The organism is Geodermatophilus sp. SYSU D00742 (assembly GCF_054049935.1).
This window is the reverse complement of the sequence record NZ_JBJGYJ010000018.1, coordinates 73,308-94,366: the sequence shown is the minus strand read 5'-3', so window position 1 is coordinate 94,366 and position 21,059 is coordinate 73,308. Positions and strand designations below refer to the sequence as shown.

Genomic DNA, 21,059 nt, shown 5'->3' with positions numbered 1-21,059 from the left:
TGCGAGGTCACGCGGGCGCACGGCACCGCCGGTTCCGCGACCGACGAGCGCCAGCGAGGAGCGCGGCGGAACCGAGCGTGCGAGGTCACGCGGGCGCACGGCACCGCCGGTTCCGCGACCGACGAGCGCCAGCGAGGAGCGCGGCGGAACCGAGCGTGCGAGGTCACGCGGGCGCACGGCACCGCCGGTTCCGCGACCGACGAGCCCCAGCGGGGAGGCGGCCGCGTGAGCGAGACCGGGGGCAGCATCCCGAGGGGCTCGGTGGCGCGGACGGCACGGTTGGCCTCGTTGCCGCTGGGCGCCGCGGGTCGTGCCACCCTCGGCATCGGCAAGCGGCTCTCCGGCCGGCCCGCCGACGCCGTGAGCGCCGAGCTCCAGCAGCGCACCGCCGAGCAGCTGTTCGCCGTCCTGGGGCAGCTGAAGGGCGGTGCGATGAAGCTCGGGCAGACCCTCTCGGTCTTCGAGGCCGCCGTTCCGGAGGAGGTGGCCGCGCCGTACCGCGAGGCGCTGGTGAAGCTGCAGGAGGAGGCGCCCCCGATGGCGGCGCGCACCGTCCACGCCGTCCTGGCGCAGCAGCTCGGCGGCAAGTGGCGCGAGCGCTTCCGCCACTTCGACGACGCCCCCGCGGCCGCGGCCAGCATCGGGCAGGTGCACCGGGCGACCTGGCGGGACGGTCGTGACGTCGCGGTCAAGATCCAGTACCCCGGGGCGGCGACCGCCCTGATGGCCGACCTCAACCAGCTGGCCCGCTTCGCCCGGCTGTTCGCCGCCCTGTTCCCGGGCATGGACGTCAAGCCGCTCATCGCCGAGCTCAAGGCCCGGGTCGTCGAGGAGCTCGACTACGGGCTGGAGGCCGACGCGCAGCGGGCCTTCGCCGCCGCCTACGTCGACGACCCGCAGGTCGTCGTCCCCCGGGTGGTGGCCAGCGCGCCGAAGGTGATCGTGTCGGAGTGGCTCGAGGGGACGCCGCTGTCGAAGGTCATCGCCTCCGGTACCCGGGAGCAGCGGGACCGCGCGGGCCACCTGATGGCGGTGCTGCACTTCTCCGGGCCTCAGCGGGCCGGGCTCCTCCACGCCGACCCGCACCCCGGCAACTTCCGGCTGCTCGCCGACGGACGGCTCGGCGTCATCGACTTCGGCGCGACCGCCCGGTTGCCCGACGGGCACCCCGAGCCGATCGGCCGGCTCGTGCGCTGGGCCCTGGAGGGCCGGGCGGACGACGTCCTGGCCGACCTGCGGACGGAGGGCTTCATCCGACCCGGTGTCGAGGTCGACGCCCAGGGCGTCCTGGACTACCTCCGCCCGCTCCTCGCACCGATCGAGGGCCCGTACTTCCACTTCACCCGCGCCTGGATGCAGGAGCAGGCCGCCCGCATCGCCGATCCGCGCAGCGAGGCCAGCCGGCTGGGCCGCATGCTGAACCTCCCGCCGGCGTACCTGCTCATCCACCGGGTGACGATCGGCTCGATCGGGGTGCTCTGCCAGCTGGACTCCGCGGGCAACTACCGCGGAGTGGTCGAGGAGTGGCTGCCCGGCTTCACCGCGTGAGCGCGGAACCGTCCGGGCCCCGTCGCGCTAGGGGTCGAGCCGCGCCTCGACGTCCCTGACCGATCGGCGCAGGCACTCCGGACACAGGGCGCTCAGCGGCCCGGGTGGCCGCGCCTCGCGTGCCCCGGTCGGACGGGGCGGGGTGCTCATCGACCAGCCGGTCGCGACGTCGGCCGGGGTGCCGGTCCGGCCGCAGGCGGCGCAGACCAGGAGCTCGTGATCCACCCCGCCAGCGTGCCCGCGGACGGGCGGGCTGCACAGGGCGGCCGGGCCGGACGCACCGGGGGCGTCCGGACCCGGCCGCGGTCGGGCGGAGGGGGTCGGCCTCCGCGGGGTGCCGCCGTCAGCGGACGGCGGCGCTGGCCCGCGCGGCGCGCCGCGTCGCGTACTCGGCGCGACGGGCCCAGCGGCGGGCGGCGCGCAACCGGCGGGCGCGCGCGGCGGTGTCGGCCTCGGCGCGCAGTTCGCGCAGCCGGTCGACGGCCAGGTCGTACTGGTAGCTGTGCACGGCAGGTCCTCGGATCTCTCGCTGGAGCCCGCGTTCAGCGGGCCGATGGGTTCTCGTCGTCGTCGCGCCGGCCGCTCATGCGACGGCCACCTTGCGCGGACGTCCGCGCGGGCGCTTGCGTGGGATGACCACGCCCCGCTCGAAGATCTCGCCTCCCCAGACACCCCACGGCTCGCCGCGGTCCAGCGCGCCGGCGAGGCACGCGTCGCGGACCGGGCAGGCCGCGCACAGCGTCTTGGCCTGCTCCAGCTGGGCCGGGCTCTCGGCGAACCACAGGTCCGGGTCGTCCCGGCACGGCAGCGGGAGCCGCACCGGAGCCGGAGCGACGGGCGCCGCCGGCCGTCGGGGAAGGGAACCGCCGGTCCGGGGGAGCCCGGTTCGGCGGTGGGACGTCAGGCGGTCGATCGTCTGCTGCACTGCCGCTCCTCCTCGTACTCGTCGTCTGCAGCCGGCGGGGGCCCGCCGACCGGAGTCGGGGCCGGGTGCCGCGGAGAAAGACGGAGGCCGCGGATCCCGGGTTCGGGTTCCGCGGCCTCGAGGAGGACCGGTCGAGCGCTAGCTCAGCGGTCTCCCCGGGGAGTGGATCCCGAGGGGGGTGGTGCCGTTGTGCGTGGTGTTCTGCTGGCGGGCACCGGTGGTGCCGAAGGCGCCGGCCACCCGGGTGGCACCGGTCGCACGGGTGGCGTCGAAGCCACCGGTGGTGGGCGCGATACCGAACGCGGGGACGCCGACCGGGGCGCCGGGCACCACGGTCTGCGAGACGCGGGTGGCGACGGCGGCGGTCAGGGGCAGGGCGCGCAGGCGCAGGGCGACGGGCCGGCCGCCGCAGGCGGCCGGACGCGCGACGAGGCGGCCCGGGCCGGAGATCCTGGCGGGGGCGCTGGACCGCATGGTGCTGATCATCGTGTCCCCTCCTCCCGGGGTCGCAACCCGGCCTGCCGGCCGGCCTGTGGCTTGGTGCGGCTCGGGGCGGTACCCCGAGCGCGAGATGGACAGTAGGGGCCCGCCGCGGAGACGGTCAACGCAATTAATCCCCCGAGCTCACGGTGACCGGGGGCACCCGTCGGCCGCTGCGTCGAGTGAGGGTTCACGAGCTGACGGTCGCCAGCACGTCCTCGCCGTAGAGCTCGAGCTTGCGGGCGCCGATGCCGGGCAGGGCGCCCAGCTCGCGCAGCGTGCTGGGCCGGCTCTCCGCGATGGCCTGCAGGGTCGCGTCGGTGAACACGACGTAGGCCGGGACCGATGCGGACGCCGCGGCCTCGCTGCGCCAGGCCCGCAACCGCTCGAACAGCTCGCCCGCCTCGCCCTTGAGCACCACCTTCGCGCGCTTCTGCTTGCGCGGTGCCGGCGCGGCCGTCGGCGCCGACTCGGGCACCAGCCCGGTGAGGAAGCGGCTGCGCGGCCGCGAGCGGCGTCCGCCGGGGTTGCGCGCCAGCGACCACGACAGGGTCAGCTGCTCCCGGGCGCGGGTGACGGCGACGTAGAGCAGCCGCCGCTCCTCCTCCACCGCCTCCGGTCGGGACAGCGACTGCGCGATGGGCAGGACGCCGTCGACCAGGCCGACGACGAAGACGACGTCCCACTCCAGGCCCTTGGCCGCGTGCATCGACGCCAGCGTGACGCCCTGCACCGTCGGTGCGTGCTGGGCGTCGGCCCGGGCGGCCAGGTGCGCGACGAAGCCGGCGAGGTCCAGCGTGGGGGTCTCGGCCACCAGGTCGACGGCGAGGTCGACCAGCGCGGCGAGGGACTGCCACCGGTCGCGCGCAGCGCCACCGGGCGGGGGACGGTGCTCGGCCCACCCGGTGGAGGCCAGCACGTCGCGCACCGTCGGGACGAGCGCACCGGGCTCCGAACCGCCGGCGGCGGCACCGCGCAGCAGCAGGACCGCCTCACGCACCTCGGGGCGCTCGAAGAAGCGCTCCCCGCCCTTGAGCACGTACGGGACGCCGGCGTCGGTCAACGCGTTCTCGTAGACCTCCGACTGCGCGTTGATGCGGAACAGCACGGCGATCTCCGCGGCCGGCGTGCCCGCCTCGATGAACGCCCGGCAGGCCTGGGCGACGGCCGCGGCCTCGGTGGGCTCGTCGGGGTGCTCGAAGAACCGCGGGGCCGGACCCTCGGCGCGCTGACCGAGCAGTCGCAGGCCGGGCAGTCCCTTGCGTCGCGGCGCCTGCCCGATCAGCTTGTTGGCCAGCGCGACGACCTGGGGCGTCGACCGGTAGTCGCGCTCGAGCTTGACCACCTCGGCGTCGGGATAGCGGTCGGCGAAGCCCAGCAGGTAGTCGGGGTCGGCCCCGGTGAAGGAGTAGATCGTCTGGTTGGGGTCGCCCACGACACAGACGCTGGCCCGCCCGCCGAGCCAGGCGTCGAGCAGCCGCTGCTGCAGCGGGTTGACGTCCTGGTACTCGTCGACGACGAAGTGCCGGTACTGCGCCCGCACCTCGCGGGCGACCTGGGGGTGCTCCTCCAGCGCGTAGGCGGTGACCAGCAGGAGGTCCTCGAAGTCCAGGACGCCGTCGCGTTGCTTGGCCGACTCGTAGCCGGCGTACACCTGCGCGACGGCGGCCGGCTCGAACGGCGGCTCCCGCCCGGCGGCCTGCGCGCGCGCCGGGTAGTCGTCGGGCGTGGCCAGCGTGGTCTTGGCCCACTCGATCTCACTCGCGAGGTCCCGCAGGCTGGTGCGGTCGGTGGACAGCCGGGAGCGGGAAGCGGCGGAGGCGACCAGCCGCAGCTTGTTCTCCACCAGCCCCGGCATCGGCCCGCCGAGCACGCGGGGCGCGAAGTAGCGCAGCTGCCGCATCGCCGCAGCGTGGAAGGTGCGCGCCTGCACGCCACCCACCCCGAGCCCGGCCAGCCGGCCGCGCAGTTCCCCCGCCGCCCGTGCGGTGAAGGTCACCGCCAGGACCTGCTCCGGCACGAACGCCCCCGTGTGGACGCCGAAGGCGATGCGGTGGGTGATGGTGCGCGTCTTGCCGGTACCGGCCCCGGCGAGGATGCAGACCGGCCCGGTCACCGCCTGCGCGGCCGCCCGCTGCTCGTCGTCCAGCTGCGCGAGCACGGCCTCGGCACCCTGGACGACGTCGGGCGCCCCGGCGAGCTGCGACATCCGGACTCCTCCCCTGGCCGCCCGTCCCGGCGGCCGGCCCCATCCTCCCAGCCGGCGCCGACCGCCCGGGGAAGCATCCCCAGGGGCGGGGTGTTGGGCCCTCTGGTGGCGCGGACACCCCGCGCCATGGACCCGATCGACCAGGAGGACCCCTCGATGAGCGCAGCCACCGCCGCCGTCACCATGTACACCACCCCGTGGTGCGGCTACTGCGTGCGGCTGAAGAAGCTGATGCAGCTCGAGGGCATCGAGTACGCCGAGGTCGACATCGAGCGCGACGCGGCCGCCGCGGACATCGTCATGCAGGCCAACGGTGGCAACCGCACCGTGCCGACGCTCGTCTTCGCCGACGGCACCGCTCTGACCAACCCCAGCATCGCCCAGGTCAAGTCGCAGCTGGCGGAGGTCGCCGGCGCCTGACGGCGAGTGATCCCCCCGCGCCGGTGCGCCAGCGGGCATGATCGTCAGCCTGAGGGTCTCAGACTGACCCATGGAGACCCCGGCCGGCCGGCCGGGTCCACGCCCCGCGGGAGGACGCCGTCGTGAGTTCGAGCGTCGAGCACGCTGCCGCTGCGGCCGCCTGCCCGGACGACGCGCTCCCGGTGGAGGAGCCGGCGGTCATGGTCATGCGCACCGGTCGGGGCTGGTCGGTGCTGTCCCCCGGCCGCGCCGAGGACGTCGCCGACCTCGTCGAGGGCATGTCGCTGGCCGACCTGGTGGCGGAGGAGCTGGGGGCCCTCGTGGAGCCCGACCGCACCGCCCGGCGGGCCGCCCGCGGCGCCACCACGGACGTCGACGCCCACACCGACCCCCGCGACGCCCGCCTCGCCGCGCTCGAACGCACCGTGACGCAGTTGGAGCACGCTCTGGCGGCGCGGGTGTCGACCGAGCGGGCGATCGGTGTCCTGGCCGAACGGAACGGCACCACCCCGCGGCTGGCCTTCGAGCTGCTGCGCGGCGAGGCCCGCGCCCAGGGCCGGCCGGTCGCGGAGCTCGCCCGCCGCGTCCTCGACGCGCTCGAGGCGGGCGTCGGGGTCGGCGACGGGGAACCGCCTGCGCCCGGCACCGCCGCGCAGCACGGCCGGCCGCCCGCGGAGGGCCGGCCCTGACCCGTCCGCAACCGCTGACCCCCGCGGCGCTGGCTGACCGGCTGGCTGCGCTGCTCGCCGACCTCGCCCCCGAGCCGGGCGCCGCGGCGGTGCGGGTGGCCGTGGACGGGCCCGACGTCGCGGCACCCGGAGAACTCGCGAGGGCGGTGGCCGAGCGCCTGCCGCCCCTGGGACGTCCCGCCGTCGTCGTCCCCGCAGGGGGATTCCTGCGCCCGGCATCGCTGCGGCTGGAGCGCGGCCGCACCGACCCCGACGCGCGGTACACCGACTGGCTCGACGCGGGCGCCCTGGCCCGGGAGGTGCTCGGACCCGTCGGCCCCGGGGGCTCCGGCTCGTACCTGCCCGTGCTGTGGGACGTCGAACGCGACCGCGCCGCCCGCGCCCGCCCCCAGCCGATGCCCCGCGGTGGCGTCCTGCTCGTCCCCGGGCCGCTGCTGCAGGGGCTCGGGCTCGCCTTCGACGTCGCCGTCCACCTGCGGGTCGCCCCGGCCGCACGGCGACGGCGCACCTCTCCCGAGCGGGCCTGGGAACTGCCCGCCTTCGACCGCTACGACGCCGAGGTGGACCCGGTCGCGCTGGCCGATGCCGTGGTGCTCGCCGACTCCCCCGACCACCCGGCCCTGGTGCTCCAGGGCCGCTTCGCCTGATCGGCCCCCTGCCGGGGGTCCGCTGGCGAGCTCGCGAGCGGTGTGGGGCAGGGGTCGGGCGCTCAGCCGAGCTCGCCGTCGACCCACCGGTCGATGATGTGCCGGGCGATGGAGACCGCCGGCGGCAGCGCCTGGGGACCGTCGCCCGAGCGCAGCTCGTCCCGCGTGAACCAGCGGGCCTCCTCGATCTCGGTGGGGTCCAGCCGCAGCGTGGGGTCCCCCTCGACGCGGGCGGTGAAGCCGAGCATCAGCGACTGCGGGAACGGCCAGGGCTGGCTGCCCACGTAGCGGATGTCGGTGACCGCGACGCCCACCTCCTCGGCCACCTCGCGGGCCACCGCCCCCTCGGCGGACTCCCCGGGCTCGACGAACCCGGCGAGGATCGAGAACCGGCCGGGCGGCCACACCGCCTGCCGACCGAGGACGCACCGGTCCCCGCCGTCGTGGACCAGCATGATCACGGCGGGATCGGTACGCGGGAACAGCTCGGCGCCGGTCTCGGGGTCGCGCTGGACCCAGCCGGCCCGCTCGATCGTCGTGGGGGCGCCCGACAGGGGGCTGAACCGGTTCCGCTCGTGCCACTCGAGGATGCCGATGGCCTCGGCGAGCAGGCCGGCGTCGAGGTCCCCGAGGTCGGCGCCGAGCTCGCGCAGGCCGGCCCAGGTGTCGACGGCGCGGTCGCCGACGGTCAGCCGCCGCTCCCCCCGCACCGCGGCATAGGGCACCCCGTCGGCCTCGCCGAGGTAGACCGCCCCGGCAGGGAGCTCGGGGTGCTCGTCCCAGAGCAGTCGCGGGCCGCCCTCGGCCTCCTGCACGGGGACCGTCCGCCTCTCGTCGACCACCAGCAGCCGCACCGGACGCCCGCCGGTGGGGTCGGGCAGCGACCGCGCCAGGTGGCTGCGGTCGTGCGCCGACCGGGACAGCACCGGCAGCGGACCGGCCGGGGACGGCGTGCTCTCCGGCCACGCGACGGCGGCCCGGTCGGCGGGCGGCTCGCCCGCGGGCCGCTCGTCGGGGGCCGGGTTGTCGGCCGGGGTGCTGCCGCCGGCGGCGACGCTCACGCGCCCGGCCCCGGGGTCGTTGCGGCGCCCGCGGTGACGTCGACCGGGCCGAGAGCCCGCAGCGGGGCGGCCACCCGCTCCGCGTCGCCGACCACGACCGCGGTCAGGGCGGCCGGCTGCATGTACCGGTGGGCAGCGGCCTGCACCTCCTCGACGGTGACCTCGGCGAGGGCGCGCTGGTGCCCGGCGAGCCAGTTCGGCGGCAGGTCGGCGCCGACCAGCGCCGAGAGGGTGCTCGCCAGACCGGAGTGGGTCGCCGTGGACAGCGCCATGCTGCCCAGTACGTAGCGCCGGGCGCTGTCGAGCTCGTCGGCACCGACCGCGGTCAGCGCCATCCGGCCGAGCTCGTACCAGATCTCCAGCAGGGCCGCGCCGGTCACCTCGGTCGCGACGTCGGCCTCCACCAGGAACGAGGAGGCGGCGGCCAGGTGGTCGACGGTGCTGCGAGGACTGTAGGTGTAGCCGCGCCGCTCGCGGATGTTCTCGACCAGCCGGGAGGAGAAGTAGCCGCCGTAGACCATGTTGGCCAGCCGGATGGCGGCCAGGTCCGGGTCGGTGCGGCTGGGAGCCGGGCCACCCAGGCGGATGTTGGACTGCACGGCGCGCGGCCGGTCGACGACCTCGAGGTGGCCGGGAACCAGCTGCGGCGCGGGCGGGGCGGCGACCGCCGTCCCCTCCCCTGTCCAGCCGGCCAGCGCCGTCCCCGCGGCGTCGACGGCCGCGGCGGGGTCCAGGTCGCCGACCAGGACCAGCGTGCTGCCGGCGGGCAGCACGCGCTCGCGGTGCAGCTTGCGCAGCACGGGGCCGCGGACGGCGGAGACCAGCTCGGGGGCCGGCAGCTGCTGGGCGTACGGATGGGCGCCGAAGCGGCGGGCGGCCAGCGCGGTGCGGGCGACGACCCCCGGCTGCGAGCGGGCGATGGCGATCCGCTCGGCGACGCGGGCCCGCTCGGCCTCCACGAGGCCGGCGGGGTAGGTGGCGCTGGTCAGCACCTCGGCCAGCACGCCCAGGATCGGGGCCAGGCCCTCGGCGAGCAGGGTGGTCGAGAACAGCAGCCGGTCGGGGTCGGTGGAGACCACCAGCTCACCGCCGTGCGCCTGCATCAGCTGGGCGATGCCGGTCGCGTCGTGCCGCTCGGTGCCGAGCAGGACGGCGCCGGACAGGACCGACGTCCGGGCGCTGTGGGTCGCCGCCGTCCGCGCCGTCGCTGCGGCGAACGGGATCCGCAGCCGCAGCTCGACCAGCGGGACCCCGGGGCGTGGGACGACGACCAGCCGCAGCCCGTTGGGCAGAGTCGTCTCGGTGACGTCCAGCTCCGGCTGGGGGCGGGGCTCACCCAGCGGCGGGACGAGGCCGAGGTCGGGGGCGCTGCTCACCGTCGTCCTCCCGTCGCGCGCAGCTCGAGGACCGCGGCGGTGCCGGGGTCCAGCCCGGCGGCGGCGGTCTGCACCTGCTCGGGTGTGACTGCCGACAGCCGGGCGGCGAGCTCACCGGCCAGCTCGGCGCGGCCGTGGATGATCTCGGCGGAGGCGAAGGCCAGCGTGCGGCCCAGCACCGAGTCGGCCTGGCGCAGCAGCTGGGCCTCCGCCCGCGCCTGGACCCGGGCCAGCTCGTCGGCTCCGACGCCGTCGTCGGCGATCCGCCCGATCTCCTCGTGCACCGCCGCGAGCACCTTCTCCACGGTGACCGACGCCGGGTGGTGCACCTGCGTGGTGAGCAGGGTGGCGTCGCGGACGTCGAACGGGTCGCCGAACAGGCCCACGTAGCTGCTCTGCGCGATGGCCAGCTGGTCGTCGTGCACCAGCCGGCGCTCGAGGCGCGAGGCGTCGCTCTCGCTGAGCAGCTCGGCCAGCAGGACGGTGCCGAGGTAGGTGTCGAGGTCTCCGACCGGGTCGGGGACCCGCCAGCCGATCGCCACCGCCGGTGCGGGGGCCAGGCGGTCCTCGACGACGCCGGAGCGGACGGTCGTGGGCGACGGCTCCCCGGTGTACGGCGTCGGCGGCACCTCGCGCGCCTCGATCGGCCCGAACCACCGGCGGACCAGCCGCTCGGTCTCCTCGACGTCCAGATCACCGCCCAGGCACAGGACGGCGTTGCCCGGCGCGTAGTAGCGGTGGAAGAAGTCCGTCGCGTCCTCGACGGTGGAGGACTCGAGGTCGACGAAGGAGCCGTAGCCGTCGTGGGTGTTGGCGAAGCTCTCGAACGCGACCGGCGGGAGCTGCAGCCAGGGGAAGGCGCCGTAGGGCCGGTTGAGCACGTTGACCCGGATCTCCTCCTTCACCACGTCGATCTGGTTGCGGAGGTTCTCCTCGGTGATGGCCGGCGCCGCCATGCGGTCGGCCTCGAGGAACAGCGCGCGTTCCAGCGCCTCGGCGGGCAGCGCCTCGTAGTAGTTGGTGAAGTCCTGGTGGGTGGACCCGTTGAAGGTGCCCCCGGCGGCCTGGACCAGGCGGGCGTGTTCCATCTTCGGCACGTTGGCCGAACCCTGGAACATCAGGTGCTCGAAGAGGTGGGCGAATCCGGTGCGGCCCTGGGGCTCGTTGCGCATCCCGACGTCGTAGAACACGGCCACGGCGACCACCGGCACGCTGCGGTCGGGTGCGAGCACGACCCGCAGCCCGTTCTCGAGTCGGAAACGCTCCACCGGGTGCCGGAGGGTGAGGTCGGCCCCAGCTGCTGTCACGACCCGACACTAGCCGGGCCCGGCGACCCGTCGCCGTGCGGTGGACCGCCCTCTCTTGGTTTCCGCGGGAACCGACATGCCCGGGGGCGGGCCGGGGAGCGGGGCCGCAGGCCCCCCGAGCAGGGACGGGAGTCCGGGGCTCGGCTCGGGGCGGGGACGGCACGTGGCCGCGGTGCGGTCCCGGGGAGCGGGGGCCGCAGGCCCCCCGAGCAGGGACGGGAGTCCGGGGCTCGGCTCGGGGCGGGGACGGCACGTGGCCGCGGTGCGGTCCCGGGGAGCGGGGGCCGCAGGCCCCCCGGAGCAGGGACGGGAGTCCGGGGCTCGGCTCGGGGCGGGGACGGCACGTGGCCGCGGTGCGGTCCGGGGAGCGGGGGCCGCAGGCCCCCCGAGCAGGGACGGGAGTCCGGGGCTCGGCTCGGGGCGGGGACGGGCACGTGGCCGCGGTGCGGTCCGGAGGACCGCCGTGTCACAGCACCTCGACGGCGTCGACGAGCTGGTCGATGACGCCGTACAGCTCGGCGTGGGTGTTGGGGATGGAGACGTACAGCAGCGCCGGCGCGGGACGGCCGACGTCGACGAGCAGCAGCGCGGCCCGCTCCCCGGTCGCGTCGTAGCCCTCGACGTCCCAGGAGAGGTCGAACTCGATGAGGTGAGCCGCCGCGCCGTCGACGGTGCGGGCCTCGTCGCGGAGGATGCGCCGCTCGTTGGGCGCCGGGTAGTAGTTGCCCCGGACGCTGTCGGCGACCCGGGTGACGGTGCCGTGGAGGCTGTCGGGCCCGGTGTACCCGAACTCCGGGCTGAGCGGCCCGGAGGTGCACTGGGCGATGAACGTGCCGCCGTCCGGGGTGACGTCCTGCGTGGTGAAGAACTGCCCGGCGACCGACGTGGTCTCGACGACGATCCCGAGGTCGTACTCGTACCAGCCGTTGCCGAGGTACGGGTAGGCGATGCCGGCGGCCTCGTCGACGATCCGGACGGTGCCGGGCGGGAAGGTGGGGCCGGCCGCGACCGGCGGGCCGGAGGTGGCTTCCCCGTCGGCGTCGAGGGTGTCCGAGGGGCGGCCCACCAGGAACCCGATCAGCACGACGAGCACCACGCCGAGCACCGACAGTCCGACGGTCCAGGCCGCCCTCCCGCGGGTGCGGCCCGGCGGCGGGGTGGGAGGTGGCACGACGGACGGCGCCGGGGCCTGCGCCGGCGGCGCCTGCACCTGCACACCCGGGCCGGCGGGGGTGGTCACGTCCGACCACGTCGCCCCGTTCCACCACCGCACCATCCCGGGGGTGCCCTCGGGGTCGGGGTACCAGCCCGGGGGCGCGCTCCCCTGCCCTGCTCCGATCACGCCTGCACCCTAGGACCGCCGGCTGGGAACGCCGGTGACCCGCGCGGGTCGGCCGGCGAGCGCCCGGTGGCCGGGGCGCTCGCCGTCCGGCCGGGGGGTCACCGGGCGGGGAAGGGCACGGCTGCCAGTTCTCGCCACAGGTGGGCGGCGGCCTCGGCCCCGCGGTACAGCATCGGCAGCAGCACCCGCTCGTTCGGCGAGTGGATCCGGTCGGTGGGCAGGCCGGCGCCGAGGAACAGCAGCGGCGCCCCGAGGACGTCGACCAGGTCCGCCTCCGGCCCGCTGCCGCCCTCGCGGGTGAACAGCACGTCGGCGGGGTCGCGGTCGAAGGCCTGCCCGATGGCGGCCAGCAGCGCGGCCATCGCCGGTGAGTCCAGGTCGCTGGCGCACGGGGAGACGCCGCCGGGCGGGGTGTGGACCTCAGCCACGATGCCCTCGGGGAGGCGCTCCTCGACCCAGGCGCGCAGCAGCGGGCCGACGTCCTCGGGGCGCTGGTCGGCGACCAGCCGGAAGGTCAGCTTGGCGTGCGCCTCGGCCGGGATGATCGTCTTGTGGCCGGGACCGGTGTAGCCGCCCCACATGCCGTTGACCTCGGCGGTCGGCCGGGCGCCGATCCGCTCGAGCGTGCTGAAGCCGGCCTCGCCGGTCGCCGCCCGGGACGCCGCCGGCCCGGCCAGCCAGGCGGCCTCGTCGAACGGCACGCGGGCCATGAGCTCGCGCTCGCGGTCGGTGAGCGGGCGCACCTCGTCGTAGAAGCCGGGCAGGGTGACCCGGCCCTGCTCGTCGTGCAGGGCGGCCAGCAGGCCGGCCAGGGCGTGGAGCGGGTTGGGGACGCCGCCGCCGAAGGACCCGGAGTGCAGGTCGACGGCCGGCCCGCGCAGGGTGATCTCGGCGTCGGCCAGTCCGCGCATCGCCACCACGGCGCTGGGGACGTCGGGCGCGGCCATCCCCGTGTCGCTGACCACGACGACGTCGCAGCGCAGCCGGTCGGCGCGCTCGCGGAGCAGGTCGGCGAAGTGCGGCGACCCGGACTCCTCCTCGCCCTCGACGAGCAGCTTGACGGTGACCGCGGGGGTGTCGCGGCCGGTCGCGGCCAGGTGGGCGCGCATGCCGAGCAGGTGGAAGGCGACGTTGCCCTTGTCGTCGATGGCGCCGCGGGCGTGCAGCTCCGGGCCGTCGGGGCCCTCGACGCGGGTCGGCTCGAACGGCGAGTGCTCCCACAGCTCGACGGGGTCGACCGGCTGGACGTCGTGGTGGCCGTAGACCAGCGCCACGGGGGCGTCCGGATCGGCAGAGGGCCACTCGGCGTAGACGGCGGGCGCACCGGGCGTCGGCCAGATCTCCACGGTCGGGAAGCCGGTGCGCCGCAGCGCCCCCGCCAGCCACTCGGCGCTCGCGGCGATGTCGGCGGCGTGCACGGGGTCCGCGGAGATCGAGGGGATGCGCAGCCAGGCGTCGAGGTCGGCGTGCAGGTCGTCGAGGTGCGCGGTGACGAAGTCGCGTTCGGGGCTGCTCACGGTGCCGAACGCTAGCGCCGGGCGCGCGGGCGCCCGTCCCCGGCTAGCGTCGGTGGACATGCCGGGACAGCTGCTGCGGGTGGACGTCGGCGACCTCACCTTCGACGTCCGGGCCGACGGTCCGGACGACGGGCGGCCGGTGCTGTTGCTGCACGGCTTCCCGGAGACGTCGGCGTCGTGGGCGGCGGTCACCCCGCGTCTCGCGGAGGCGGGGCTGCGCACCTACGCCGTCGACCAGCTGGGGTACTCCCCCGGCGCGCGCCCGGCCGAGGTGGGCGCCTACGCGCTGCCCAACCTCGCGCAGGTGACCGCGGACCTGATGACGGCGATGGACGTGCCGCGCGCCGACGTCGTGGGCCACGACTGGGGCGCGAACGTGGCGTGGGCGCTGGCCGCGTGGCACCCGGACCGGGTCCGGTCGCTGACGGCCGTGTCGGTGCCGCACCCGTCGGCGTTCACCGCGGCCTGGCGCTCGGACCCGGAGCAGCAGGAGCGCTCGGCCTACATCCGGCTGTTCTGGCAGGAGGGCAGGGCCGAGGAGGTGCTGCTCGCCGAGGGCGCCCGGCGGCTGCGGCGGATGTTCGGGGACGCCGTCCCGGCCGAGGCGGTCGACGAGTACGTGGCCGTCCTCTCGGCGCCGGGCGCGCTGACCGCGGCGCTCAACTGGTACCGGGCGATGAGCTCCAGCACCCCGGTGGACCGGGTCGAGGTGCCGACGACCTTCGTGTGGAGCGACGGCGACGTGGCCATCGGGCGGAGCGCCGCCGGCGGCTGCGCCGACTGCGTGGTCGGCGACTACCGGTTCGTGGAGCTGACCGGGGTCAGCCACTGGATACCCGAGCAGGCACCGGAGGCGCTGGCCGGCGCGGTGCTGGACCGCGTCGCGTCGAGCTGAGCGTCCCACCCCGCGTCGGTCACGGGGTGGTTGCCGGTGGACGTGCCGGACGCGGCGTGCCCGGCGACCACGAGCCCATGGTCAGCGGCGGTCGGCCGGCGGTCAGCGGGCGGTGCCGGTGACGAGGGCGAGCAGGCCGGCCTCGTCGAGCAGGTCGACCGGGCGCACGGTCAGCCCGGCGGCGACGTGGTGGAACCCCGCGCTCACCCGCTCCACCGGGACGCCGGTCAGCCGGGACCAGCCCAGCCGGTAGGCCGCCAGCTGCACCCCGGCCGCGGCCAGCTCCCCGCCGGAGGGCGGCGGACCGGTCTTCCAGTCGATGACCTCGAACCCGCCCGCGCCGTCGGCGAAGACCGCGTCGATCCGCCCGCGCAGGGTCAGCGGCCCCAGCGGCGTCTCGAACGGCACCTCGACCTCGACCGGCTGGCGGTCTGCCCACTCGCCGGCGAGGAAGGCCTCCTGCAGCTCGGCCAGGGTGTCGTCGGGCACCGCGAACTCGTCGCCGGAGCCGGGCAGCTCGTCGAGGTCGAGCAGCCGGGCGGCGCCGAAGCGCTCCTCGAGCCAGGTGTGGAAGGCGGTACCCCGGCGGGCCTGCGGCGCGGGGGCGGCCGGCATCGGCCGGCGCAGCCGGCGGGCCAGCTCGGCCGGGTCCCGGCGCAGAGTGACCAGGGCCGAGACCGACAGGTGGGACGGCAGCGGGACGTCGACCGTGGGCCGCGCGGCCACCGCCCGCTCGCGCAGCAGCAGGTCGGCGTCGCGCACCCACTGGTCGACCACCGGGTCCGGCTCCCCCAGCCGCTCCAGGCCGGGGTCGAGCGGGTGTGCCGCCGACCCGGTGACCAGCTCCGCGGCCGCGGTCAGCGCGCGCCGCCGTCCCGGCGAGAGCGGGTCGGCCGGCCACACGCCCACCGGCCACTCCGCGAGCGCCGGGTTCTCCGCGCCGTCGTCGGGGGCCGGCGCCCAGGAGACGACGGTCCCGGCGCCGGCCTCGCAGGCCTCGCGCACCGCGTGCAGCAGGGACGACGGCCCGCAGGGGTTCACCCCGTCGCGCCACCAGCTGCCCGAACACAGCAGCAGGTGGCGGGCGCGGGTGACCGCGACGTAGCCGAGCCGGATCTCCTCCCCGGTGCCGAAGGCCTTCCAGTCCTCGACGTACTGCTCGAGCGCCTGCTTGACGACCGCCTGGTCACCGGAGCCCGGGACGGGCAGCCGCAGCCGGGGCAGCTCCTCGCGGTCGACGGTGCGCAGGTCGACCGGGACCGCGCCCGGGTCCTTGATCCAGGAGTCGCTGGCCCCGGGCTTGGCGGGGAACTGGTCGACGGTCATGCCCGGCACGGCGACGACGTCCCACTCCAGGCCCTTGGCCGAGTGACCGGTGAGCAGCTGCACCGCCTCCGGGTTGACGGCCACCTCCCCCGGCTCCAGGCCACGCTCGCGCTCCTCGGCGTCGCGCAGGTACCCGAGGAAGGCCGGCAGCGACGGCAACTCCGCGAGCTCGGTGAACTCGGCGGCCACGCCGTGCAGCGCGTCCAGGTGCGCGCGGGCCCCGGCCGGGCTGACCTCGGGGGCGCTGGCCAGCTCCGTCTCCAGGCCCAGTGTGCGGGCCACCTCGTCGACGAGGTCGGGCAGCGACTCCCCCAGCCGGCCGCGCAGCGCGGAGAGCTCGGCACCGAAGCGCCGCAACCGGCGGTAGCCCTCGGCGGAGTACGCGTCGGCGTCGCCGAGGTCGTCGAGGGCCTCGACGATGCTGGCGCGTTCCGGCGGCGCCTCGGCGGCGCCCTCCTCGCCCTCACGCGACGGGCGGCGGGAGTGCACGAGCGTGCGGGCGCGGGCCTCGAGGGCGGCGAGGTCGCGCGGGCCGATCCGCCACCGGGCGCCGGCCAGCAGCCGACCGAGGGCGTCCCCGGCCGTCGGGTCGACCATGACGGTGAGGGTGGCGACGACGTCGGTGACCTCGGGCACCTCCAGCAGACCGCCGAGCCCCACGACCTCCACCGGCAGGCCCCGTTCGCGCAGTGCGGCGGCGATGCCGGGCAACTGCTTGCGGGTGCGGGCCAGGACGGCGACGGTCGGCGGCCGGCCGTCGGGGCGACGCGGGACGACCGGGTCGGTGCCGTGCCAGCAGGCGGCCAGCCGGTCGGCCAGCGCGGCGGTCTCGTCGGCCACGGTCTCGTACAGGCCGACGGTCACCGCGCCGCGGCCGGCCGTGGGCGCGGGCGCCAGGTCGGGCAGGGGGACGTCGGGCGGGGGCAGCAGGCCTGCGACGGCGTTGGCGACGGAGAGCACCGCCTCGTCGTTGCGCCAGCTCGTGGCGAGGGTGAGCCGCTCGGCCGGGCGGCCGGGGACGCCGGGGAAGGTGCGGGCGAACCGCTCGATGGTGCCGGCCGACGCGCCGCGCCAGCCGTAGATGGACTGGCGGGGGTCACCGACGGCCAGCACGGGGTGCCCCGTCTCCCGGCCGAAGAGCGCCTCCAGCATCCGCAGCTGGCCGACGCTGGTGTCCTGGTACTCGTCGAGCAGCACGACCCGCCAGCGGGCGCGCTCGCGGCGGCCGACCTCGGCGGAGGAGACCGCGATCCGCGCGGCGTGGGCGACCTGGTCGGCGTAGTCGATCGAGCCCATGGCCCGCTTGCGCGCCTCGAACGCCTCCACCAGCGGCAGCAGCGCCACCCGCGCCCGCTGGCGGGCCAGCAGCTCCAGGACCGGGGCGTACGGCCCCTTCTTGCGGGGCGCGTCCGCGTAGCCGGCGATCTGCGCCTCCAGCCGGGCGGTCCAGGCGCGCAGCGCGGCCGGCGTCACGTCGTGCTCGCCCATCTCCGCGGCGAGGGCGAGGACGTCCTCGACGGTGGTGAGCAGCGACAGGGGGACGTCGTCCATGTCGCCGGTGTAGGCCGCCACGACCTGGGCGGCCTGCCCCCAGCACATGGCGGGGCCGAGCACGCCGGCGCCGGGCTCCACACCGATCCGCAGGCCGTGCTCGGCGACCAGCGCGGCGGCGTACCCGTGGTACGTCGAGACCGTCGGCAGGGCCATCTCGAGCCTGTCGCGCAGCTCCGGCTCGGTCTCCGGGTGCCGGGCCAGTGCTCCCAGCCGCAGCCGGATCCGCTCGTTGAGCTCGCTGGCCGCCTTGCGCGTGAAGGTCAGGCCGAGCACCGCCTCGGGCTCGACGACACGGTTGGCGACCAGCCAGGACACGCGCGCGGCCATCGTCTCGGTCTTGCCCGAGCCGGCGCCGGCGACGACGACGAGCGGCCGGTCGGCCGGAGCGGCGACCACCCGGGCCTGCTCCTCGGAGGGCGCGTAGGACAGGCCGCACCGGGCCGCGACCTCGGCCGGGCTGAGCTCCCGCCGGGGGGCGGCCGCCGCGGCGGGCTCCTCACCGAACAGGTCGTCGAGGGTGAGCTGTGCGTCGCTCACGCGGTCACCTGACGGCCGCGCTCGTGCAGCGGGCAGCTGCGGCGGGCCGGGCAGCGCTGGCAGTGGCTACCGGTGCGCACCTCGAAGGCGCCCGCGCCCATGCCCTCCCCCACCGCCGCGATCAACTCGCCGGCCGGGGTCTGCGGCAGCGGGACGTCGGCGGGCAGCGGCTCCTGGTGCTGTTCCTTGGCCTTGGCGCCCGTGCCGACCTGCAGCAGCGCCGCCCCGCCGGGAACGGTGCCGTGGGCCGCGAAGGCACCGGCGGCGACGGCGACCTGGTAGGCGGCGAGCTGACCGTGCTCCTCGACGTTCCTCGCCGCCGTCCGCCCGGTCTTGAGGTCGACGACGACGAGCCTGCCCTCGGTATCGCGCTCGAGCCGGTCGACCTGCCCGCGCAGGCGCGCGCGCCCGACGACGACGTCGAAGTCCTCCTCGGCGGCGACGAGCTCCCGGCGGTTGCCCGCGTGCCAGCGCAGGAACCGCTCCAGCATCTGCTGGGCGGTGGCGCGCTGCCGCTGGTCGGACCAGCCGGGCCCGAGGTCCAGCCGGTCGAGCTCCACGGCGAGGGCGTCCGGCGCCTCGGCGGGGGGCATCCCCTCGGCGACGCGCTGCGCGACGGCGTGCACGGCGGAGCCGACGGTGCGGGTGGCGTCGGGCGAGGCCTCCGCGCCGACCGCGCCCAGCACCCAGCGCAGCGGGCAGCGCTGGAAGGTCTCGATCGCCGAGGGGCGCACCCGGACGGGCTCCTCCGGCGGCACCAGCGGCGCGTCGTCGGACAGCGGCGCCAGGCCCCACCAGTGCGCCGGGGCGGCGCCCGGCACCCCCTCCTCGGCCAGCCGGCGCAGGACCGCCGCGGCGGCCGACCGGCGGCCGGGCGGGGTGTGCGGGTCGGCGACCGCGCGGCGCAGGTCGGCGACGAGGGCGGGCAGGGTCAGCGAGCGCGGCAGCTCGGTCAGCGGCCGCCCGTCCTCCGGCGGGGGCGCGACCAGGTCGAGGAACCGGGAGGCGGTCGCGCCGGCGTCGGCGCCGTCGAGGGCGCCCTGCACCGCGGTGACCACCAGCCGGCGGCGGGCGCGGGTGCAGGCGACGTAGAACAGCCGCCGCTCCTCGGCGAGGGTGAGGGAGCGGCGGTCGACAGCGGCCGCGTCGATGCCGGCCGCGCGTTCGACGAGGACCTCCGTGCCGAGGAGCGAGCCGCGCTCGCGCAGGTCCGGCCACACGCCCTCCTGCACCCCGGCCACGCAGACGACGTCCCACTCCAGGCCCTTGGAGGCGTGTGCGGTGAGCAGCCGGACGGTGTCGTCGGTGGCCGCGCGGGCCGCGCCGGTGTCGCCGGCGAGCTCCTGGGCCGCGAGGTGGTCGACGAAGGCCCGCACGTCGGCCGACGGCAGTCGGTCGACGAAGCCCGCAGCGGCGTCGAACAGGGCGACGACGGCGTCGAGGTCCCGGTCGGCCACGGCTCCGGCCGCACCGCCCGCGGCACTGGCCCGCGCCCACCGCCCGGCCAGGCCGCTGCGCTGCCACATCGCCCAGAGCACGTCCTCGGCCGTGCCGTCGGCCGCGAGCGCCACCCGGCCCGCGGCGAGGACGCCGGCGACGCGGTGGGCCGGCCGGGCGATGTGCTCGGGCAGCGTGGCCAGCAGCAGCTCGTCGAGCAGGGCGGTCGCGAGGGGGGCGCCCCGCTCGGCGGCGTCGATGCCCTGCTGGGCGAGGGCGATGCGGACGGCCCGTCGCAGCCGGCGCAGGTCGAGCACGGTGGCGCCGCCCAGCGGGGAGGACAGCAGCGCCTCGGCGGCCGGCTCGTCGAGGCCGGCGGGGGCTCCGTCGTCCCCCGGGAGCAGGGCGTCGAGGGCGGACAGGAACGGGGCGACCGCCGGCTGGGCGGCCAGGGGGAGCTCGTCGGCGGAGATGGCCGTCGGGACCCCCGCGGAGGTCAGCGCCCGGCGCAGCGGGCCGAGTGCGGTCGCCGTCCGGACGACGACGGCCATCTGCGACCAGGGCACCCCGTCGAGCAGGCGCGCGCGGCGCAGCACGTCGGCGAGGTAGGCGGCCTCCAGGGCGGCCGACCCGAAGACGTGCACCTCGGCGGTGCCGTCGTCGGTGCCCTCGACCGGCGCCAGTCGGCGGTGCTCCCAGGGGCCGGGCAGGCCCTCGGCGACCCGGCGGCTGATCCGCAGCAGCTCGGCACCCGACCGGCGGCACACGCCGAGGGAGAGCCGGTCGGCACGGCGGCCGTCGGCGTGCCGGAAGCGCTCGGGGAACTCGACGATGCCGCGCGGCTCGGCGCCGCGGAAGGCGTAGATCGCCTGGTCGGGGTCACCGACGGCCACGAGGTCGCCGCCGCCACCTGCGAGCAGCTCCAGCAGCTCCACCTGGGCGGGGTCGGTGTCCTGGTACTCGTCGACGAACAGCCAGCGGGCCCGTTCCCGTTCCTGACGCAGCAGCTCCGGGTCGGCGGCGAGCTCGGCGATCGCCTCGCGGACCAGCTCGGCCGGGTCGTAGCCGGAGGCGTCCCCGCGGCCGGCGGTGGCGAAGGCGGTGACGGCCTCGTACTGGGCCTGGAACGCGGCGGCGTGCACCCACGCCTCGTGGCCGAGCTCGCGCCCCCAGGCGGCCAGCCGGTCGGGACCGATCCCGCGCTCGGTGGCGCGCAGCAGCAGCTCGCGCAGCTCGGTCCGGAAGCCGGCCGTCGACAGCGCGGGCCCCAGCACCTCGGGCCAGCGGACCGCACCCTCCTCCTCGATGTCGCCGCGCAGCAGCTGGGCCACGACGGCGTCCTGCTCGGCGGCGGTGAGCAGCCGGGGCGGCGCCTCGCCGCGCAGCAGCGCGGCACGGCGCAGGACGCCGTAGGCGTAGGAGTGGAAGGTCCGCGCCAGCGGCTCGCGGATCGTGCGCGCCACCCGCGTGGTGATGCGGGTGCGCAGCTCGGCGGCGGCCTTGCGGCTGAAGGTCAGGACGAGGATCTGCTCGGGGTCGATGCCCCGGTCGATCCGGGCCGCGACGGCCTCCACGATCGTCGTGGTCTTTCCGGTGCCGGGCCCGGCGAGCACCAGCAGGGGCCCGCCTGGGTGGTCGACCACCGCCTGTTGCGTCGGGTCCAACCGGGGCCGCGCCACCGGGGCCGGGTCACTCTGCACGAGCCGGTAGACCGGCGCACCCTCCAGCCCCCGCTGTGCCACCCCCCGATGACACCACGTCGCTACGACACCACCGCGACGGGCGGGGC

The 21,059-nt window shown here is 76.7% G+C and carries 17 protein-coding genes; 5 read left to right on the top strand and 12 right to left on the bottom strand.

The features are described from left to right. The first annotated feature begins 225 nt into the window (after window positions 1–225). Entirely contained in the window at window positions 226–1,548 is a 1,323-nt protein-coding gene (locus ACI78V_RS14115) for an ABC1 kinase family protein (RefSeq protein WP_456851739.1), read from the top strand. A gap of 27 nt (window positions 1,549–1,575) precedes the next feature. Here ACI78V_RS14115 and ACI78V_RS14110 read toward each other — a convergent pair whose 3' ends face one another. From ACI78V_RS14110 to ACI78V_RS14090, 5 genes are all read right to left on the bottom strand, one after another. Further along, window positions 1,576–1,773, bottom strand: a complete 198-nt coding sequence (locus ACI78V_RS14110) for a hypothetical protein (RefSeq protein WP_456851737.1) — start codon at window positions 1,771–1,773, stop codon at window positions 1,576–1,578. A 118-nt stretch (window positions 1,774–1,891) separates the two neighbouring features. Then, the gene (locus tag ACI78V_RS14105) at window positions 1,892–2,056 is read right to left on the bottom strand and encodes a hypothetical protein (RefSeq protein ID WP_456851736.1); all 165 of its coding nucleotides are present in this window, start codon (window positions 2,054–2,056) and stop codon (window positions 1,892–1,894) included. A gap of 75 nt (window positions 2,057–2,131) precedes the next feature. Then, window positions 2,132–2,368, bottom strand: a complete 237-nt coding sequence (locus ACI78V_RS14100) for a WhiB family transcriptional regulator (protein ID WP_456851734.1) — start codon at window positions 2,366–2,368, stop codon at window positions 2,132–2,134. 243 nt (window positions 2,369–2,611) lie between these two features. After that, window positions 2,612–2,959, bottom strand: coding sequence for a hypothetical protein (locus tag ACI78V_RS14095; RefSeq protein WP_456851732.1), 348 nt, complete (start codon window positions 2,957–2,959; stop codon window positions 2,612–2,614). Window positions 2,960–3,143: 184 nt separating this feature from the next. Beyond that, entirely contained in the window at window positions 3,144–5,162 is a 2,019-nt protein-coding gene (locus tag ACI78V_RS14090) for an ATP-dependent helicase (RefSeq protein WP_456851730.1), read from the bottom strand. Between the two features lie 156 nt (window positions 5,163–5,318). Here ACI78V_RS14090 and ACI78V_RS14085 point away from each other — a divergent pair, with 156 nt between their 5' ends. The 3 genes from ACI78V_RS14085 (at window position 5,319) to ACI78V_RS14075 (ending at window position 6,918) form a co-directional block, all read left to right on the top strand. After that, entirely contained in the window at window positions 5,319–5,582 is a 264-nt protein-coding gene (locus ACI78V_RS14085) for a mycoredoxin (protein ID WP_456851729.1), read from the top strand. A 122-nt stretch (window positions 5,583–5,704) separates the two neighbouring features. Next, window positions 5,705–6,271: an ANTAR domain-containing protein gene (locus tag ACI78V_RS14080; RefSeq protein ID WP_456851727.1), complete on the top strand. Its 567-nt coding sequence runs from the start codon at window positions 5,705–5,707 to the stop codon at window positions 6,269–6,271. A gap of 101 nt (window positions 6,272–6,372) precedes the next feature. Then, complete coding sequence (locus ACI78V_RS14075; RefSeq protein ID WP_456851725.1) at window positions 6,373–6,918, top strand: uridine kinase; 546 nt, start codon at window positions 6,373–6,375, stop codon at window positions 6,916–6,918. A 62-nt stretch (window positions 6,919–6,980) separates the two neighbouring features. Here the strand turns inward: ACI78V_RS14075 and nudC are convergent, their stop codons facing one another. The 5 genes from nudC to ACI78V_RS14050 all read right to left on the bottom strand — a co-directional run bounded on the left by nudC (window position 6,981) and on the right by ACI78V_RS14050 (window position 13,521). Next, window positions 6,981–7,979, bottom strand: coding sequence for an NAD(+) diphosphatase (gene nudC, locus ACI78V_RS14070; protein WP_456851723.1), 999 nt, complete (start codon window positions 7,977–7,979; stop codon window positions 6,981–6,983). After that, the gene (locus ACI78V_RS14065; protein WP_456851721.1) at window positions 7,976–9,355 is read right to left on the bottom strand and encodes a M16 family metallopeptidase; all 1,380 of its coding nucleotides are present in this window, start codon (window positions 9,353–9,355) and stop codon (window positions 7,976–7,978) included. Before ACI78V_RS14065 ends, nudC begins: the two co-directional genes overlap by 4 nt. Beyond that, the gene (locus ACI78V_RS14060; RefSeq protein WP_456851719.1) at window positions 9,352–10,662 is read right to left on the bottom strand and encodes a M16 family metallopeptidase; all 1,311 of its coding nucleotides are present in this window, start codon (window positions 10,660–10,662) and stop codon (window positions 9,352–9,354) included. The genes ACI78V_RS14065 and ACI78V_RS14060 overlap by 4 nt, the downstream gene beginning before the upstream one ends. 466 nt (window positions 10,663–11,128) lie before the next feature. Next, window positions 11,129–12,004, bottom strand: a complete 876-nt coding sequence (locus ACI78V_RS14055) for a DUF2510 domain-containing protein (RefSeq protein WP_456851717.1) — start codon at window positions 12,002–12,004, stop codon at window positions 11,129–11,131. 98 nt (window positions 12,005–12,102) lie between these two features. Next, the gene (locus ACI78V_RS14050; RefSeq protein ID WP_456851715.1) at window positions 12,103–13,521 is read right to left on the bottom strand and encodes a M20/M25/M40 family metallo-hydrolase; all 1,419 of its coding nucleotides are present in this window, start codon (window positions 13,519–13,521) and stop codon (window positions 12,103–12,105) included. 58 nt (window positions 13,522–13,579) lie between these two features. Between ACI78V_RS14050 and ACI78V_RS14045 the strand changes: the two genes are divergently transcribed. Beyond that, complete coding sequence (locus tag ACI78V_RS14045) at window positions 13,580–14,416, top strand: alpha/beta fold hydrolase (protein WP_456851713.1); 837 nt, start codon at window positions 13,580–13,582, stop codon at window positions 14,414–14,416. A gap of 102 nt (window positions 14,417–14,518) precedes the next feature. Here the strand turns inward: ACI78V_RS14045 and ACI78V_RS14040 are convergent, their stop codons facing one another. After that, window positions 14,519–17,833 carry an ATP-dependent helicase gene (locus ACI78V_RS14040; RefSeq protein ID WP_456851711.1) on the bottom strand — a complete coding sequence of 1,105 codons (3,315 nt, stop codon included), beginning with the start codon at window positions 17,831–17,833 and terminating at the stop codon, window positions 14,519–14,521. Beyond that, entirely contained in the window at window positions 17,830–21,012 is a 3,183-nt protein-coding gene (locus ACI78V_RS14035; RefSeq protein ID WP_456851709.1) for an ATP-dependent helicase, read from the bottom strand. Before ACI78V_RS14035 ends, ACI78V_RS14040 begins: the two co-directional genes overlap by 4 nt. Window positions 21,013–21,059: the final 47 nt, after the last annotated feature.